The organism is Streptomyces sp. NPDC002734, from assembly GCF_040295685.1.
GTDB lineage: Bacteria > Actinomycetota > Actinomycetes > Streptomycetales > Streptomycetaceae > Streptomyces.
The window spans coordinates 19,933-36,772 of sequence record NZ_JBEOVU010000051.1 but is presented as its reverse complement, the minus strand read 5'-3'; the positions used below and the strand labels follow the sequence as shown (position 1 = coordinate 36,772).

The 16,840-nt window shown below is 74.4% G+C and carries 16 protein-coding genes; 3 read left to right on the top strand and 13 right to left on the bottom strand.

The annotated features are described in order from the left end of the window. Positions 1 to 198: 198 nt before the first annotated feature. The 4 genes from fxsA to ABT026_RS30500 all read right to left on the bottom strand — a co-directional run bounded on the left by fxsA (position 199) and on the right by ABT026_RS30500 (position 4,357). Positions 199 to 843 (bottom strand): FxsA family membrane protein, encoded by a 645-nt coding sequence (fxsA, locus tag ABT026_RS30515; RefSeq protein ID WP_351118435.1) that lies wholly within the window; start codon positions 841 to 843, stop codon positions 199 to 201. 26 nt (positions 844 to 869) lie between these two features. Next, complete coding sequence (locus ABT026_RS30510; protein ID WP_351118434.1) at positions 870 to 1,664, bottom strand: polyprenol monophosphomannose synthase; 795 nt, start codon at positions 1,662 to 1,664, stop codon at positions 870 to 872. 569 nt (positions 1,665 to 2,233) lie between these two features. Beyond that, positions 2,234 to 3,853: an amidohydrolase gene (locus tag ABT026_RS30505; RefSeq protein ID WP_351118433.1), complete on the bottom strand. Its 1,620-nt coding sequence runs from the start codon at positions 3,851 to 3,853 to the stop codon at positions 2,234 to 2,236. A 63-nt stretch (positions 3,854 to 3,916) separates the two neighbouring features. Beyond that, the gene (locus tag ABT026_RS30500) at positions 3,917 to 4,357 is read right to left on the bottom strand and encodes an Lrp/AsnC family transcriptional regulator (protein WP_108957118.1); all 441 of its coding nucleotides are present in this window, start codon (positions 4,355 to 4,357) and stop codon (positions 3,917 to 3,919) included. A 231-nt stretch (positions 4,358 to 4,588) separates the two neighbouring features. On the opposite strand from ABT026_RS30500, the gene ABT026_RS30495 reads away from it, so the two are divergent. After that, on the top strand, positions 4,589 to 5,032 hold the full coding sequence (locus ABT026_RS30495) for a hypothetical protein (protein WP_351118432.1): 444 nt from the start codon (positions 4,589 to 4,591) through the stop codon (positions 5,030 to 5,032). Positions 5,033 to 5,439: 407 nt separating this feature from the next. Here ABT026_RS30495 and ABT026_RS30485 read toward each other — a convergent pair whose 3' ends face one another. The 3 genes from ABT026_RS30485 to ABT026_RS30475 all read right to left on the bottom strand — a co-directional run bounded on the left by ABT026_RS30485 (position 5,440) and on the right by ABT026_RS30475 (position 8,590). After that, a complete protein-coding gene (locus ABT026_RS30485) occupies positions 5,440 to 6,621 on the bottom strand; it encodes an acyl-CoA dehydrogenase family protein (protein WP_351118430.1) in 1,182 nt (393 codons plus the stop codon). 284 nt (positions 6,622 to 6,905) lie between these two features. Beyond that, positions 6,906 to 7,049 carry an SCO1431 family membrane protein gene (locus ABT026_RS30480; protein WP_351118429.1) on the bottom strand — a complete coding sequence of 48 codons (144 nt, stop codon included), beginning with the start codon at positions 7,047 to 7,049 and terminating at the stop codon, positions 6,906 to 6,908. 161 nt (positions 7,050 to 7,210) lie between these two features. Beyond that, positions 7,211 to 8,590: a C39 family peptidase gene (locus ABT026_RS30475; RefSeq protein WP_351118428.1), complete on the bottom strand. Its 1,380-nt coding sequence runs from the start codon at positions 8,588 to 8,590 to the stop codon at positions 7,211 to 7,213. A gap of 187 nt (positions 8,591 to 8,777) precedes the next feature. Here ABT026_RS30475 and ABT026_RS30470 point away from each other — a divergent pair, with 187 nt between their 5' ends. Further along, positions 8,778 to 9,425, top strand: a complete 648-nt coding sequence (locus ABT026_RS30470) for a uridine kinase family protein (protein WP_351118427.1) — start codon at positions 8,778 to 8,780, stop codon at positions 9,423 to 9,425. A gap of 391 nt (positions 9,426 to 9,816) precedes the next feature. Then, a complete protein-coding gene (locus ABT026_RS30465) occupies positions 9,817 to 11,688 on the top strand; it encodes an AAA family ATPase (RefSeq protein WP_351118426.1) in 1,872 nt (623 codons plus the stop codon). 70 nt (positions 11,689 to 11,758) lie between these two features. On the opposite strand, the gene ABT026_RS30460 is transcribed toward ABT026_RS30465, so the two are convergent. The 6 genes from ABT026_RS30460 to ribH form a co-directional block, all read right to left on the bottom strand. Continuing rightward, a complete protein-coding gene (locus ABT026_RS30460) occupies positions 11,759 to 12,787 on the bottom strand; it encodes a hemolysin family protein (protein WP_351118425.1) in 1,029 nt (342 codons plus the stop codon). After that, positions 12,784 to 14,214, bottom strand: coding sequence for a hemolysin family protein (locus ABT026_RS30455; RefSeq protein WP_351118424.1), 1,431 nt, complete (start codon positions 14,212 to 14,214; stop codon positions 12,784 to 12,786). The genes ABT026_RS30460 and ABT026_RS30455 overlap by 4 nt, the downstream gene beginning before the upstream one ends. 283 nt (positions 14,215 to 14,497) lie before the next feature. Beyond that, the gene (locus ABT026_RS30450) at positions 14,498 to 14,947 is read right to left on the bottom strand and encodes a PH domain-containing protein (RefSeq protein ID WP_351118423.1); all 450 of its coding nucleotides are present in this window, start codon (positions 14,945 to 14,947) and stop codon (positions 14,498 to 14,500) included. Positions 14,948 to 15,015: 68 nt separating this feature from the next. After that, positions 15,016 to 15,864, bottom strand: coding sequence for an ATP phosphoribosyltransferase (hisG, locus tag ABT026_RS30445; protein ID WP_351118422.1), 849 nt, complete (start codon positions 15,862 to 15,864; stop codon positions 15,016 to 15,018). Between the two features lie 122 nt (positions 15,865 to 15,986). After that, complete coding sequence (locus tag ABT026_RS30440; protein WP_351118421.1) at positions 15,987 to 16,259, bottom strand: phosphoribosyl-ATP diphosphatase; 273 nt, start codon at positions 16,257 to 16,259, stop codon at positions 15,987 to 15,989. A 33-nt stretch (positions 16,260 to 16,292) separates the two neighbouring features. Continuing rightward, the gene (gene ribH, locus ABT026_RS30435) at positions 16,293 to 16,778 is read right to left on the bottom strand and encodes a 6,7-dimethyl-8-ribityllumazine synthase (protein ID WP_351118420.1); all 486 of its coding nucleotides are present in this window, start codon (positions 16,776 to 16,778) and stop codon (positions 16,293 to 16,295) included. Between the last annotated feature and the right edge of the window lie 62 nt (positions 16,779 to 16,840).

Here is a 16,840-nt window from a genome sequence, read left to right as displayed (position 1 = left end):
CTGCGCGTATAACCTCAAGGGGCGGGGGGTGCCTTAGGTGGCCTCTCGACGCCCCCCCGCGGCCGTTGTCGTGGTCCCGCCCGGGGCGGACGCCCGCGTCCGCCGCACGGGCCGCCGGGGCCGGGGCCCGCGCGGGGCTCCGGGCGGCACCCGGTAGCGGCGTGAGAGCGCCCCCGGTGGTCCGGCGGCGCGCAGGGATCAGGGGATCAGCGGAGGCCGCGGATCCTGGCCGTCGCGGCCGTCGTGGCTGGCGCCGTCGGACCCCCCGGCGGGCTCCTCGCGGACGACCTCGCCCTGGACGACCTTGCCGTCCGGCCGGTGGATGCGCGCCTGCTGGAGGAGGCCCTCCATGCCCGCGGTCGCCCGCCTCAGCCGCCGCTCCACGGTCCGCTCGAGGGCCGACCGGACGGTGCGCTGCACCGGCGGCACGAGCAGCAGCAGCCCGGCCACGTCGGTGATGAGCCCGGGCATGATCAACAGGATGCCGCCCAGCATGGTGAGCCCATTGCCCTCGCTCCGCGAGGGGTCGCGCCGTCCGGCGTCCGACTCCACGCCGCCGCCCTGCGCGCCGCGCACGGTCGCGTCCAGGGAGCGGAAGGCGCGCCGCCCGGCCCGCTTGACGACCGCGCCGCCCAGCAGCACACCCGCCGCCAGCAGCGCGAACACGGTGAAGCCGCCGGCCGCGTCCGCCACCAGGGTCAGCAGCCAGATCTCGAGCACCAGCCACGCGGCAAGCGCGAGCGGCACCGCGACGCGCGCCCGGGAGCGGGGCTTGCGGGCGGGGCGCTGCGAGGAGGAGCCGGGAGAGCTGGGAGGGAAGGAGCGCTGAGGACCGGTCGTCATGTCTCCAGTGTGCCTGCCGGCCCCGCTCAGCGGCGCCGGGGCCGCCCGAGCACGCGGCCGGCCCGCTCGGTGACGCCCCAGGCGGTGACCCGCCAGAGCGCCTCGACCAGGATGTCGCGGCTCATCTTCGAGTCGCCGTGCTCGCGCTCGACGAAGGTGATCGGCACCTCGACCACGTGGTAGCCGGCCTTCACGGCCCGCCGGGCCAGGTCCACCTGGAAGCAGTACCCCTGGGAGGCCACGTCGGAGAGCCCCAGCCCTTCGAGGGTGGTCCGGCGGAAGGCGCGGAAGCCGCCGGTGACGTCGCGGATCGGGACGTCGAGCAGGACCCGGGAGTAGAGGCTGCCGCCGCGGGAGATGAACTCGCGCGAGCGCGGCCAGTTCACGACCCGCCCGCCGGGCACCCAGCGGGAGCCGAGGACCAGGTCGGCGCCCTTGAGGGCGGTGAGCAGCCGGGGCAGTTCCTCCGGCTGGTGGGAGCCGTCGGCGTCCATCTCGACCAGGACGTCGAAGCCGTTCTCGATGCCCCAGCGGAAGCCGGCCAGGTAGGCGGCGCCGAGGCCTTCCTTGCCCTTGCGGTGCAGCACCCGCACCTGGTCGTCCTCGGCCGCCAGCTCGTCGGCGATCTTGCCGGTGCCGTCCGGGCTGTTGTCGTCGGCCACGAGGACGTGCGCCTCGGGAACGGCTGCCCGGACGCGGCGGACGATCGGCGCGACGTTGTCGGCCTCGTTGTAGGTGGGGATGATCACCAATGCCTTGCCGAGCGGGCCGAACCGTCTCTCCTGGCCACCCGCAGCGGGGGCACCCACGCCGTCGTTCACTGCTGACCTTCCGTTTCCGCGCCGTCGTCCCCGCGGAAAGCGGGCGCCGTGCACAGCCAAGTCCGTACGCAGGGGACCACCTTAGTGCGCGGCATGCGGCAGGACACGGCAACGCGACGCGGCGTGGACGGCGCGGCGGGGGCATCGGCGGCAAAACGCCGGAAAGCGTCCGCCAGGCGGGGGCCGGAGCCCTTCGGGCCGGCCCGGGACCCGCCGGCTGCGGATCCTCCCGGGCCGTTGTCTGTTGAGCTCCGGCACCCCGCCCTGGTCTCACCTGCCGACCGGCCACGGCCTCCCTCGGGGCGTCACGGCCGCTGGGCCTGGCACAGCGGGCCGGTGCGCCGCCCCGGTGCACCGGCCCGACCCAGCGGCGGCGCCACGAGTGCGCGGAGGCTCCCGGTCGGGCGTCCGGTGGTGGACCCGGCCGAACCTACCCGCCGCCCGCCGCGCCCTGTCAAACCCGGGCCACGGGCGGACGCAGGGCGTTCGGGGAACGTTCCTTCTCCCCGGGGCGCGGGGCGGGGCGGCGGATCCGCGGGGCGCGGGGGCGGCCGCCCCCGCGCCGGAGATCACTCGCCCGGCCGTACGAAGACCGTCTCGCCGCCCACCACCGTGCGCAGGCAGACCGGGAGTCCGTTCCCGGGCGTGAGGTCGGGCAGCCCGGGAGTGCCCGAGCGCGGATCGGTGGACCAGCGGGCCACCCGGTCGTCGGGGGCCTGCACGATCAGCTCGCCGGTGCGCCACAGGGCGTAGTCGGCGGGGGCGCCCGGCACCAGCACGCCGGCGTCGTCGCGGCCGACGGCCCGCCAGCCGCCGCGGGTATGGGCGGTGAAGGCGGCGCGGACGGAGACCCGGTGACCGGGGGTCCGGTGGAAGGCGGCGGCGCGGACGGTCCCCCACGGGTCGAGCGGGGTGACGGGGCTGTCCGAGCCGAAGGCCAGGGGCACGCCCGCGCGCAGCATGGCGGCGAACGGGTTGAGGGTGCGGGCCCGCTCCGCGCCGAGCCGCTGGGCGTACATGCCGTCCTCGCCGCCCCAGTGGGCGTCGAAGGCGGGCTGCACGGAGGCGGTGAGCCCCAGTTCGGCGAAGGCGGCGATCGTCTCCGCGGTCATCATCTCGGCGTGCTCGACGCGGTGACGGGCGGCGCGGATCCGGGCCAGGCCGACCTTCTCGGCGGCGGCGCGGACGCCCTCGACCACGGCGGTGACGGCGGCGTCCCCGATGGCGTGGAAGCCGGCCTGCAGGCCCGCCTCGGTGCAGGCGGCCACATGGGCGGCCACCGCGGCGGCGTCCAGGTAGGGGGTCCCGGCGTGGCCCGCGTCGGCGTAGGGGGCGTGCAGGCAGGCGGTGTGCGAGCCGAGGGAGCCGTCGGCGAACAGGTCGCCGGCCGCGCCCAGGGCGCCGAGGGCGCGCGCCTTGTCGACGTCCTGCTCGGCCCAGTAGCCGACGACGCGCGGGCCGGGCTCCTCGCCGGCGATCCGCAGCAGGCCGGTGAAGTCGTCCTCGGAGGAGATGTTCGGGCCGCCGCACTCGTGCACGGTGCCGATGCCGACGGAGGCGGCGTGGGCCAGGGCGGCGCGCTGGGCCTCGGCGCGCTGGGCGGGGGTGACGGCGTCGAAGGCGGCGGCGCGGACGGCGTGGTGGGCGTCGCCGGTGAGCGGGCGGTCGGCCTCGAAGCCGGTCATGGCGGTGACGCCGGGGACCAGGTCGAGCAGCGCGGTGGTGACCACGGCGGAGTGGACGTCCACCCGGGAGAGGTACAGCGCGCGGCCGCCGGTGGCCTCGTCCAGCTCGGCACGGGCCGGGGGGCGGCCGCCGGGCCAGCGCGCGGCGTCCCAGCCGTGGCCGAGCAGCACCCGGTCCGCGGGGCGGGCGGCGGCGAAGTCGCGGATCCGGCCGAGGGCCGCCTCCAGCGTCGGGGCGCCCGACAGGTCGAGGCCGGTGAGGGCGAAGCCGGTGCTGGTGGTGTGCACGTGGGCGTCGGTGAACGCCGGGGTGACCAGGGCGCCCTCCAGGTCGACGACCTCGTCGACCCCCTCGGCGAAGGCGTCGGCGGCGCCCTCCGACCCGACCCAGGCGACGTGGCCGTGTTCGACGACCATGGCGGTGGCGAAGGGGTCGGCGGGGCTGTGGACCTCACCGCCGCGCAGCAGCACGGTGCGGGAGGTCGGGGCGGTGCCAGTACTCATGGGGAACAGTCTCCCGCCCCGCCGCGCCGTCCGGCGCGCGGGGGTCGGGCGGCTCCCCGCCGGTCAGAGGCGGGGCGGGCGGGCCTCGTAGGGCGTGGAGAGCACCACGGTGGTCCGGGAGGACACCCCGGCGAGGGCGCGCACCCGGGCCAGCAGCTCCTCCAGCTCGTGGGGCGTGGCGACGCGGACCTTGAGGATGTAGTTCTCGTCGCCGGCGACGCTGTGGCAGGCCTCGATCTCCGGCACTCCGGCCAGCCGCTCGGCGATGTCGTCGGGGGCGCTGGGGTCGAAGGGTTTCACCGAGATGAAGGCCGTCAGCGGCAGGCCCACCGCCTCGGCGTCGACGACCGCCGCGTAGCCGCGGATGACGCCGCGCTGTTCCAGCCGGCGCACCCGCTGGTGCACGGCCGACGTGGACAGGCCCGTGGCCTTGCCCAGGTCGGTGTAGCTCATCCGCCCGTCCTCGACGAGCAGCCGCACGATCTGTCTGTCCAGCTCCTCCATGCGCAAAAGCTACAGGCAGCGCGCGGGGCGGGCACGGACGCGTCCACGGGTCGGTCGGCGTGGAGGGCGGGGGTGGGCGGTGTGTGGCCTTTGCGCATGAGTATGTGATGAAGGACACACTTCTGGGCCGGGCTCCATGATGTTCACGTGATTACCTGCCCGGGGTGCAGGGAAATGCTTGCTGTGGTCGAGGCCGCAGAGCCGTTCGGCCCAGCCCGAGGGGGAGTACCCATGCACAGTCTTCAGCGCCCTGGCCGTTCCGCGTCCAGGAAGTTCCAGCAGGTCGTCCAGCCCGAACCGGAGGGCGTCGAACCGGACGCCGCGGACGACGAGTTCGATGCCTACGAGGCCTTCGAGATGTACCGGGTCGTCTGCCCGGACTGCGCGCAGCCCATCGCCCTCCTGGCGGACGAGGAGGTCCTGCCGGAGCACGCGCTGTGCGCCTCGCCGTGGAACCCGTTCGGCCTCACCGTGTGCAGCGGCACCGGCCGGGCCGCCGAGGACGCCGAGGCGGCGGACGCGGCGACGGACCCGCAGGAGCAGGAGACCGGTCTGCTGCTCACGCTGCCCGCCGGGCTGGACTGGCGGACGCAGCCCTTCTCGCACGTCGGCGGCCCGGGTTCGCGCCCCATGCGCGCGCCGATCACCCGCCGCCAGATGGACCGCGCCGCCTGACACCGCCGCGCCTCCGCCCTGCATCGCCGCCCGGCACCGCCGCCTGCGCCGCGCCGCCCGGCACCGTCGCCCGGGCCGCGCCGCCCGGTGGCCTCACGAGGGCCGTGCGTCGCCCGACGTCGCGCGGCCGCGAGCCCGAACTGATGCGCTGACGCCCGGCACGGTGACGTGTCGCCGCCCCGGGCGTTCTCCCGGTATGACCGCAACCTCATCGGCCGTCGCCAGACGCCGGCGTGTGTTCGTGCCGGGCCCGGTGGAGGCGCCGGCGGCTTCGGAGCCGGCGTCCGAGGATCCGCCCATCTACCGCGATCTGCTGCGGAGCTGGGCGGACGGAGGGCGGGCACTTCCGGGCCGTCACGACCCGGAGTGGACCCGCCTGGCGACCCCGCCGGGCCGACGGCAGCCGGTCAGCGGGACTCGGGGCCCAGCAGGTGACGGCCGATGACCATCCGCTGGATCTGGTTCGTGCCCTCGACGATCTGCAGCACCTTGGCCTCCCGCATGTACCGCTCCACCGGGAAGTCCGCGGTGTAGCCGTAGCCGCCGAGCACCTGGACGGCGTCGGTGGTGACCTTCATGGCGGCGTCGGTGCAGAACAGCTTGGCCATCGCCGCCTGCCTGGAGAACGGACGGCCGGCGTCGCGCAGCCGTGCGGCGGCGAGGTAGAGCGCGCGGCCCGCCTCGATCTGGGTGGCCATGTCGGCGAGCAGGAAGCGCAGGCCCTGGAAGTCGCCTATGGGGCGGCCGAACTGGCGGCGGTCGCCGGCGTAGGCGGCTGCGGCGTCCAGCGCGGCCTGGGCCACGCCGATCGCGCAGGCGGCGATGCCGAGGCGGCCGGAGTCCAGTGCGGCCAGCGCGATGGTGAAGCCCTGGCCCTCGTCGCCGATCCGGCGGTCGTCGCCGAGCCGGACGCCGTCGAAGTGGACCTGGGCGGTGGGCGAGCCCTTCATGCCCATCTTCTTCTCGGGCGCGGCCGCGGAGAGGCCGGGCGCGTCGCCCGGGACCAGGAAGGCGCTGATGCCGCGGGGGCCCTCGCCGCCGGTGCGGGCCATCAGGGTGTAGAAGTCGGCGATGCCGCCGTGGGTGATCCACGCCTTGGTGCCCTCGACGACCCAGTCGCCGTCCGCGCCGTCACGGACCGCGCGGGTGCGCAGGGAGCCGGCGTCGGAACCGGAGGCGGGCTCGGACAGGCAGTAGGCGCCCAGCAGGCCGCCGCCGAGCATCGCGGGCAGGTGCTCCAGCCGTTGCTGCTTGCTGCCGAAGTGGGCCAGCGCGTGACAGGAGAGGGTGTGGACGCTCACTCCGAGGCCGACGGTGAGGCGGGCCGCGGCGAGCTCCTCCAGGACCTGGAGGTAGACCTCGTAGGGCTGGTCGCCGCCGCCGTACTCGACCGAGTAGGGCAGCCCGAGGAGTCCGGCCTCGGAGAGCAGGGCGAAGAGCTCGCGCGGGAAGACGCCCGCGTCCTCCTCGTCGGCGGCCTTGGGGGCGATCTCGCGCTGGGCGATGTCGCGGACCAGCGCGAGCAGGTCCCGGCCCTCCTCGGTGGGCAGCGCGCGGTCTACCGGCTGCGGGGCACCATGATCGGTCATGGCGGTGTTCTCCTCCCTGTACAGGCGCAGGGCGGGCGACCGCGTGGATGATGCGGGACCCGCCGGCTCACGAGCAGATCCGACGCCCTTCCGGGTCGCGGAAGAAAACGGCAGGTCGGCGGCTGCGCGCTGTGAGTATGCCCGGTAGCCGTCGCCGCGTCACCGGTTAACGGTCGCTTACTTGTAACGGATGGAGAACATGTCCTCCCGGCACGCCCGGGGGCGGCGGGAAAGCAGAAGGAGCCCGGCCGTGGGGGCCGGGCTCCTTCTGCTGTGCCGTCGGGTCAGACCAGGCCGAGGCGGGTGACCAGCATGGCCACCACCACGACCAGGACCCAGCCGGCGATGTTCTCGACGAGGCTGTTGTCGTCGTCGTCCTTCGGGCCGCCGGTGAGGGTGCGGGTCAGGGTGGCAGTCGCTGCGCTCATGGTGTCTCGCTCGGGTCGCGTGCGGTGGAGGATCCCCCCGGCGCCCGGCCGCGCGGCCGGATTCCGTTCCTCCACCATGCCATCGCCCAGGGCCCCCCGGGCGGAGACCTTGGTCACAAGATCGCAGGTCAGCGCTCCGGGAGGCCCTTGCCGGGGGGTCGTCAGCGGATGCCGACGGCCTCCAGCGCGCGCCGCTGGGCGGGCGTGGGGTGCGCCGGGAAGTACAGGTAGCAGACGCCGCCCGTGCCGGAGGAGACCTTGCCGCTGGCGTTGTACCGCTTGGTGCGGAGCCAGATGTTCTCCCACTCGGACCGCTTGTAGACGCGGCGGACCGCCTCGTTGCTCGGCGAGGCCGGGTCGTTGGCGATGACGTCGCCCTCGGCGGTGAAGCCGATCACCGTCATCAGGTGGCCCGAGGTGCCGTAGCCCGCGCCGGTGAGCTCGGTGGCGAGGAAGGACTGCGACGTTATGGCCGGGATGCCCGCGGCGACCAGCGTCTCCAGGTCGGTGAGCGACTCCAGCCGGGTCACCACGCCCTGCAGCCCGGGGTAGGTGGCGGCGTAGGCGGCGTTGAACGGCCAGTTGCCGCAGCCGTCGTACTGGAAGTCGAAGGTGTGGCGCGCCGCGTGGCAGACCTGCGGGTCGGCGAACTCCGGGTTCACCCAGGCCAGCTGCTCGGCGGTGGGCTTGCGGCCCCAGTACTCGATGATCATCTGCGAGGAGGTGGGGCTGCACCAGGCCTCGCCGCCGTTGTCGTACTCGGGGTACTGGCCGACGTGGGTGTTCTGCGAGTAGCGCGGCACCGCCAGCTCGCGGGCGACCCGCGGGGTGGAGGCGGGGACGGTGAAGCGGTCCGGGACGTCGGAGCCCATCGCGCCCAGCCGCCAGACCGTGGGCGTGGCCTTCGAGCCCGGACGGCGGTAGAGGGTGAGGCGCAGCCGGTAGGAGACCAGGCGCAGGCCGGTGGAGGCGTCGTCGACGGAGAAGGTGTCGGTCCAGATCGTGCTCTTGCCGTCGGTCTGGTCGTCCACCGAGGTGCGGCGGATGTCCTGGTCGCCGGCGGCCCAGCGGCCCATCACGTACCAGGGGGTGTCGGTGCCGTCGTTGTAGGTGCCCTGCAGCTCGACCTGGATCCAGGTGCCGTCCGGGGTGTCGGCGTTCCAGCTGGGGATCACCTCGGTGGCGGGGACCTTGAGCCGGTGGGGCTGCGAGGTCCAGGTGGCGTACTCCCAGGAGGCGGTGGTCCCGGTGTGCGGGTCGGCGTAGTCGCTCACGCCCGCGGGGGTCGCGATGACGATGCCCGGGCGGGCGCCGGCCACGGGCCGCACGCCGCGGGCGCGGCCCTCGAACCAGTCGGCGTAGGTGACCCAGGCCCGGTTGTCCACCAGCCCCTTGGCCTTGGCCGCGGCGGCGCCCGTGCCGGCGTCGGCGGCGTCCGTCGGGGCCGCGGTCGCGGGAACCGCGGCGGCCCCGGTGACCGCCACGGCGACCGCCGCGGCAAGAACGGTTCTGCGGGACGGCTGCTGTGCTCTGCTGCTCATGACTGTTCGGCCCCCTGGGGTGTGTGTCAGGTGACGGTGTCCGCGGCACCGGCCCCCACTATGGCCATGCGATCCGCCGCCGATCCAGTACCTCGGCCGTTCCCGGTGCGACAATATTGGTATGGACCTCTGGCGGATACATCGGCGTGGGGCCGGGCGGGGAGACGGGCGGACCTAGAGTGGAGGCGTGTCCGAAGCCCTCGCCGCCGCGCTGCTGCGGCTGCCCCCTTCCTGCGGCCCGGTCCGGCTGATCGGCGTCGACGGGCACGCGGGTTCCGGCAAGAGCACCTTCGCGGACCGCCTGGCCCGGGCCCTCGGCGGCGCCCCGGTCCTCCATCTCGACGACATCGCCACCCATGAGGAGCTGTTCTCCTGGACGGGGCGGCTCGCCACCCAGGTGCTGGAGCCGCTGCGGGAGGGCCGCGTGGCTCGGTACGCGCCCTACGACTGGACCGCCCGCCGCTTCGGCGCGCCCCGCCCCCTGCCGCCCGCGCCGGCGGTGCTGCTCGAGGGCGTCGGCGCGGGGCGCCGGGAGCTGCGTCCGCACCTGGCACGGCTGATCTGGATGGACCTGCCGGCCGAGGAGTCCTGGCGGCGCGGCCGCCGCCGGGACGGCGAGGAGCAGCGGGAGTTCTGGGACGACTGGGAGGCGGCCGAGCGCGCGCACTTCGCGCGCGACCCCTCGCGTCCCCACGCACATCTACTGGTGCGTCAACTGGGTCGTGGGTACCGGTTGTCGGAGGGCACGACCTCCATTTTTCTCACGTTCGGTGACGAGCGGTCGGCGCCCCGCGAACACCCCTTCCAGCACCCGGGACACGACGCCCGACCGTGACGTCGGGACGGGTTGACCCCGGGACCGTGCAGGTCTTACGTTCTCCATGCGCGGCCGGTGAACGGCCGCTCATGGACGCGAAGCCCCCGGTTGTTCCCCCGTGACCGGGGGCTTCGTTCTGCCCCGGACCGGCCCCACGGGCGCCCCGCGCCCCCTGATGCTCACCGTCCGTGACCGCGCGGTGCCGCAGCGGTGCGCCGGTGGTGCTCCACGCGCCCTCACTTCGCCCTTCGGGCCCCGTCGACCCCATGGGTACGATGCCTTCGGTGCGTCCGTCGGTCCGCCGCCGCATGGCCAACCGGGGCCGGTGGCCGGGCGGTTCGGCCGAGGCGGTCACCGGGGCCGGCCCGGTGGCGAGGGGACGGGGGCACGGTTTGTGGGGGACGACGACGTGAGGGAATTCGGCACGCGGGGCCCCGGTGCCCCCGCCGATCTGGCCTGGCTGCGAGGGGTGGACGCCTACGCCATGGGCGCCTACCCGCAGGCGGAGGAGGAGTTCCGCACCGCGGTGCGGCTGGACCCCGGCATGGCGGACGCGTGGCTGGGCCTGCACGCCCTGCGGGTGGACACCACGACGGCGCTGCTGCGGATGCACCAGCACGGCGACCGTTTCGGCGAGCAGCGCACCCGGCACGGCAGGCCGCTCAACTCCTGGTACTGGCTGGGCTGGTGGGTGCAGCCGGTGCTGGAGAGCGGCCGGGACCTGCTGCTGGCGTACGCCTCGCACTGGCTGGACGGCCGTCACGTGCCCGAACTCGACCGTGCGCTCGGCTCGTTACCGCCGGCCGCCTCGGACGCCCAGGTCCGGTTCCTGCACGCCTGCCGCGCCTATCTGGTCAAGGACTGGGACCAACTGGTGCGGCACACGGAGCCGTTGCTGGACGACCCGGCGCTGGGCATCGAGGCCAGGCTCTTCGGCGGGATGGCCCGGGTGCGGCTGGAGATGTACGGGCAGGCGGAGCCGCTGCTGTCGGCCGCGCTGATGCGGTGCCGCAGCGAGCAGCCGCAGCGCAAGGAGCTGCGGTACTGGCTGGCCCGCGCCCACGAGGGCACCGGCCGGACCGCCGCCGCGCTGCCCCTGTACCGCGCGGTGCACCACGTCGATCCCTCGTTCATGGACACCTCGGCCCGGCTGGCGGCCATCTCCGAGGGGGACGGCTGGGACGAGGACGCGGAGCTCGGCATCGACGGCTACGCGGGCTTCCCCCTCTCCCCCGCCGGCGAGGGCGCGGAGGGTCTGGACCCGATGGCCGGGACGGCGGGACGGGACGTGGGCGTGAAGGTCTCCGACCCGGACCCCGGCACCACGCCGCTGTCCTCGCCGGACACGGTGCGCGAGAAGGCCTTCGCCCCGCTCCGGCACGTCCCCTCGGGGCCCGCCGATCCGGCGCTGCTGGAGGAGGCGCTGGCCGAGCTGGAGCGCATGGTCGGTCTGGAGCCGGTGAAGCGGCAGGTCAAGGCGCTGTCGGCGCAGCTGAACATGGCGCGGCTGCGGGCCGACCAGGGGCTGCCGGTGCGGCCCCCGAAGCGGCACTTCGTCTTCTCCGGGCCGTCGGGAACGGGCAAGACCACGGTGGCCCGGATACTCGGACGGGTCTTCTACGCGCTGGGGCTGCTCGGCGGGGACCACCTGGTCGAGGCGCAACGGGCGGACCTGGTGGGCGAGTTCCTCGGCCAGACCGCCGTGAAGGCCAACGAGCTGATCGACTCCGCGCTGGGCGGGGTGCTGTTCGTCGACGAGGCGTACTCGCTGGTCAACACCGGGTACGGCAAGGGCGACGCCTACGGCGACGAGGCCCTGCAGGTGCTGCTGAAGCGGGCCGAGGACAACCGGGACCACCTGGTGGTGATACTCGCCGGCTACCCCGAGGGCATGGACCGGCTGCTGGCCGCCAACCCCGGTCTGTCCTCCCGCTTCACCACCCGGGTGGACTTCCCCTCCTACCGGCCCGACGAACTGTGCGCGATCGGCGAGGTGCTGGCCGAGGAGAATAAGGACGTCTGGGACGCGGAGGCGCGCGAGGAACTGCTGTCCATCAGCGCCTACGTGGTCGAGCAGGGGTGGATCGACGAGCTGGGCAACGGGCGGTTCCTGCGCACCCTGTACGAGAAGAGCTGCGCCTACCGCGACCTGCGGCTGTCGGCGATCCCGCAGGACACGGAGCTGTCCCGGGAGGACCTGTCGACGCTGCGGCTGCCGGACCTGATGCAGGCGTACGGGGAGGTCCTCGCGGGACGCGAACCGGCGTCCGGCGACGAGTGACGGGGGCGGGGGCCCTGCCGTGGAAGCTTCCGCGGGAGGGCACGGTGCGCCCTCCCGCGGGAGCTTCCTCTCAGGAGGCCAACCGGTGGGCCGGGTCGCGGACCTCGCCGACCAGCAGCTCCAGGACGTCCTCCAGCGCGACCAGGCCGAGCGCGCGGCCCGAGCCGTCGGTGACCGCCGCCAGGTGGGCGGCGGCCCGGCGCATCACGGTGAGCGCGTCGTCCAGCGGGAGGCCGGCGGGCAGCTCCGTCATCGGGCGGCGGACCCTCGGGGGGACCGGCCCGTCGGCGTCGTCCAGGTCCAGGACGTCCTTGACGTGCAGGTAGCCCAGGAAGACGTCTCCCTCCCCCACCACCGGGAACCGGGAGAACCCGGTGCGCGCGGTGAGGCCGACCACCTCCCCCGGGGTGACCAAGGGGCCGACGGTGACCAGGGACTCGCGCGGCAGCAGCACGTCCGTGACCGGGCGCGAGCCCAGTTCGAGGGCGTCCTCGAGCCGTTCGGCGTCCTCCGGGTCGAGCAGGCCGGCCTGGCCCGCGTCCTCCACCAGCCGGTTGAGCTGCTCGCTGGTGAAGACCGCCTCGACCTCGTCCTTGGTCTCGACCCGGAACAGCCGCAGGACCGCCCCGGCGCACGCCCCGAGGGCCGCGGTGACGGGGCCGCACAGCCGCGCGAAGGCGACCAGTCCGGGTCCCAGCCACAACGCGGCCTTCTCGGGCGCCGCCATGGCCAGGTTCTTGGGCACCATCTCGCCGATCACCAGGTGGAAGAAGACCACCACGGCGAGGGCGAGGACGTAGCCCAGCGGATGGATCATGGCGTCCGGCACCCGGAGGGCGGTGAACACCGGCTCCAGCAGATGCGCCAGGGTCGGCTCGGCGACCGCGCCCAGGGTGAGCGAGCAGACGGTGATGCCGAACTGGGCGGCGGCCATCATCCGGGGCAGGTGCTCCAGGCCGTACAGGACCTGCCGGGCGCGAGCGGTGCCGAGCGGTTCGATCTGGCTGCGGCGCACCGAGACCAGCGCGAACTCGGCTCCGACGAAGAAGCCGTTGCCCAGCACCAGCAGGGCCGCGAAGAGCAGTTGCAGCGCGCTCATCGGGCGGCCTCCGCCAGGTGCTGCGCGACCGGCCGGCCCTCGCCGGAGGGTGCGGCGCCGGAGGCCGGCTCCAGCACCACGGCCGGGGACGGGGCGGCCGGCACGGCGGCCACCGGTCCGGCCTTCAGCAGCCGGACCCGCTCGGCCCGGTTGTGCCCGACCTGGAGGACCCGCAGCCGCCAGCCCGGCAGCTCGACGGTGTCCCCCACGGCCGGGATCCGCCCGAGGAGACCGGCGACCAGTCCGGCCACCGTCTCGTAGGGTCCCTCCGGCGGCCGAAGCCCGGCCCGGCCCAGCAGGTCGATCCGGCAGGCGCCGTCGGCGTCCCAGGCGGGCGCGCCGTCCTCCGCGGGGACGGGGGCCAGCTCGGGCACGTCCAGCCCGTCGTGCTCGTCTCGGACCTCGCCGACCAGTTCCTCGACGATGTCCTCCAGGGTGACCACGCCGGCCGTGCCGCCGTACTCGTCGACGACCACCGCGATCGGCTGCTCGGTGCGCAGCCGGGTCAGCAGGGGCCGCACCGGGAGGGTCTCGGGGACCAGCAGCGCGGGCCGGCACAGGCGGGTCACCGGGGTGCGCAGGCGCTCCGTTGCGGGGACGGCCAGCGCGTCCTTGAGGTGGGCCATGCCGACGATCTCGTCGATCCGCTCCCGGTAGACGGGGAAGCGGGAGAGGCCGGTGGCCCGGGTCAGGTTGATCACGTCCTCGGCGGTCGCCGAGGCCTGCAGGGCGGCGACGCGCACCCGCGGGGTCATCACGTGCTGGGCGGTCAGGTCGCCCAGGGAGAGGGTGGACAGGGTGCGCACGAACAGGTCCGCGGTGTCCTGTTCGAGGGTGCCGGCCCGGGCGGAGTGCCGGGCCAGCGAGACCAGCTCGCCCGGGGTGCGGGCGGAGGCGAGTTCCTCCGCGGGCTCGAAGCCCAGGGCGCGCACCAGCCGGTTGGCGACCGTGTTCAGCCCGGCGATCACCGGGCGGAAGAGGCGGGCGAACCGGTGCTGGGGCCCGGCCACGAAGCGGGCCACCTGGAGCGGCCGGGAGACGGCCCAGTTCTTGGGCACCAGCTCGCCGATCACCATCTGCACCGCGGACGCGAGCAGCATGCCCACCGCCACGCAGACGCCGGGGACGACGCCCTCGGGCAGCCCGGCCGCGGTGAACGGGCCGTGCAGCAGCTCGGCGAGCGCGGGCTCGGCGAGCATGCCGACGACGAGGGAGGTGATGGTGATGCCGAGCTGGGTCCCGGAGAGCTGGAAGGAGAGTTCCCTGAGGGAGTCGACCACGCGGCGGGCACGCCGGTCGCCCTCGGCGGCCGCGCGCTCCGCCTCGGGGCGGTCGACGGTCACCAGGCCGAACTCGGCGGCCACGAAGAAACCGTTGGCCAGGATCAGCAGGAAGGCGGCTGCCAGGAGCAGCAGGGGGATGGTCATGTGGCCGCCGCCTCCGCGATGCCGCGGAACGGGTCCGCGTCAGGTCGGGCAGGGGCGGCGCAAGTACTGCAGGACGGTCCGTCCATCGCCGGAGTCAGTCACTCCTCGGATCGCAGGAGCCCCCGGGGGTGCCGGCCGGCGGGCCGGGCTGGGCTCGGGGGCGGAGGCGTCACCGTGACGCCCCGGCTGACAGGTTAATCAACACAGGCCCGTCCGCGGCAGGGGTGACTGCGCCGTGCGGGGGTGCCGGTGCTTCCGCGCGCCCCCCGCGGGCGGTTCCGCCTCAGGCGGGGCGGACCGCCGTCCTGGCCTCCACCAGGGCCCGCAGGGCGCGGGCGTCGCGCAGCGCCTGTTCCCTGGCCACGCCCGGCTGGATGCCCAGGACGGGCAGGCTGGTGCCGTCGGAGAGGTCGAGGAACACCCACGGGTCGCCCGGCCGCAACCGGACCTGGACGATCTCCGCCCACTCCAGCCGCCGGCGGGAGGCGATGTTGACCACCGTGACGCAGCTCTCCTCGGCGTGCACCCGGGGCCGGGCCAGCATCCACAGGACGCCGAACGCCAGCGCGCCGGTGAACACGAAGCTGAGCCGCTCCCCCACACCGAGGTGGGGCAGCAGCAGGGCCACGACGGTCAGCACCACGAACATGACGGCGCCCAGCGCCAGCAGCACCGCGCGGGTGCGGCCGGGCCGGAAGGTGACGGGGAGCGCGGGCAGGTCCGTCGTGGTCATGCGGTGTCCTCGGTGTGCTCGGTCTCCTCGGAGCGGGCCGCCCCCGGGATCGCCGGGGGCGCGGCGGCTCAGAGGCGGCAGGCGTGGATGGCGGTGGTCAGGATGGCGCGGGCGCCGATGTCGTAGAGGTCGTCCATGATCCTCTGCGCGTCGGCGGAGGGCACCATGGCGCGGACCGCGACCCAGCCCTCGTTGTGCAGCGGGGAGACGGTCGGGGACTCAAGGCCAGGGGTGAGCGCGACGGCCTTCTCCAGCTGCTCGACGCGGCAGTCGTAGTCCATCATCACGTAGGTCCGGGCCACCAGGACGCCCTGCAGGCGGCGCAGGAACTGCTGGACCTTGGGCTCGTCGGCGGGGGCGCCGGTGCGGCGGACCACCACGGCCTCGGACTTCATGATCGGGTCGCCGAAGACCTCGAGCCCCGCGTTGCGCAGCGAGGTGCCGGTCTCCACGACGTCGGCGATGACCTCGGCGACGCCGAGCTCGATGGCCGTCTCGACCGCGCCGTCCAGGTGGACCACGGAGGCGTTCACGCCCTGCTCGGCCAGGTACTTGTCGACGATGCCCTCGTAGGAGGTGGCGACGGTCTTGCCGGAGAGGTCCGACAGGTCCGTCACCGCGCCGGGCCTGGCGGCGAACCGGAAGGTGGAGCGGGCGAAGCCGAGCGGGAGGATCTCCTCGGCGTCCGCGCCGGAGTCGATCAGCAGGTCGCGGCCGGTGACGCCGATGTCGAGGCGGCCGGAGGAGACGTAGATGGCGATGTCGCGGGGGCGGAGGTAGAAGAACTCCACCTCGTTGACCGGGTCGACGACCCGCAGCTCCTTGGACTCGCGGCGCTGCTGGTAGCCGGCCTCATGCAGCATCGCCGCCGCAGGCCCGGAGAGGGAACCCTTGTTGGGGACGGCGATGCGCAGCATGAAACGGCTTCCTTCGGTTTGACGTCGCTGGACGTGGGAGGTGCGGACGAACAGGGGGAACCGGCGCCGCGGGAGGCGGCGCGGCGGGGGCGTGCGAAGACGGCGAAGGCGCGCGGACGGGCCTAGAGATGGGCGTACACGTCGTCCAGGGAGATGCCGCGGGCGACCATCATCACCTGGACGTGGTACAGCAGCTGCGAGATCTCCTCGGCGGCGGCTTCCTTGCCCTCGTACTCGGCGGCCATCCAGACCTCGGCCGCCTCCTCGACCACCTTCTTGCCGATGGCATGGACGCCCTTGTCCACCAGTTCGGCGGTGCGGGAGGTGGCGGGGTCGCCGTGCTCGGCCTTGTGCCGGAGCTCCGTGAAGAGCTCCTCGAAAGTCTTCTTGGACATGGTGACCCCCACCCTACGCGCCCCCGCGACACGTCACCGCCAGGGTTCGGATACTGAACGCAGGGTGGTCGCGGTGGAGACCGCGGCGGTCACCGCCTCGTGCCCCTTGTCCTCGTTCGAGCCGGGCAGGCCGGCGCGGTCCAGCGCCTGCTCCTCGGTGTCGCAGGTGAGCACGCCGAACCCGACGGGGACGCCGGTGTCCACCGAGACCTGGACGAGCCCCCGGGTGACGCCCTCGCACACGTAGTCGAAGTGCGGGGTGCCGCCGCGGATGACGACGCCGAGCGCGACGACCGCGTCGTAGCCGCGCTGCGCCAGCACCTTGGCGACCACCGGGAGCTCGAAGCTGCCCGGGACGCGCAGCAGCGTCGGCTCGGTGATGCCGAGCTCGGTCAGGGCGCGCAGGGCGCCGTCGACCAGTCCGTCCATGACCTTCTCGTGCCACTGCGCCGCGACGACGGCGACCCGGAGGTCTCCGCAGTTCTCGACGGTCAGTTCGGGTGCGCCCTTGCCGCTCACGTGCTCTCCTGGGGTGCTTCGGGGTGGAACCGGTGGGATGGGATGGGGGTCGGGGACGGTGG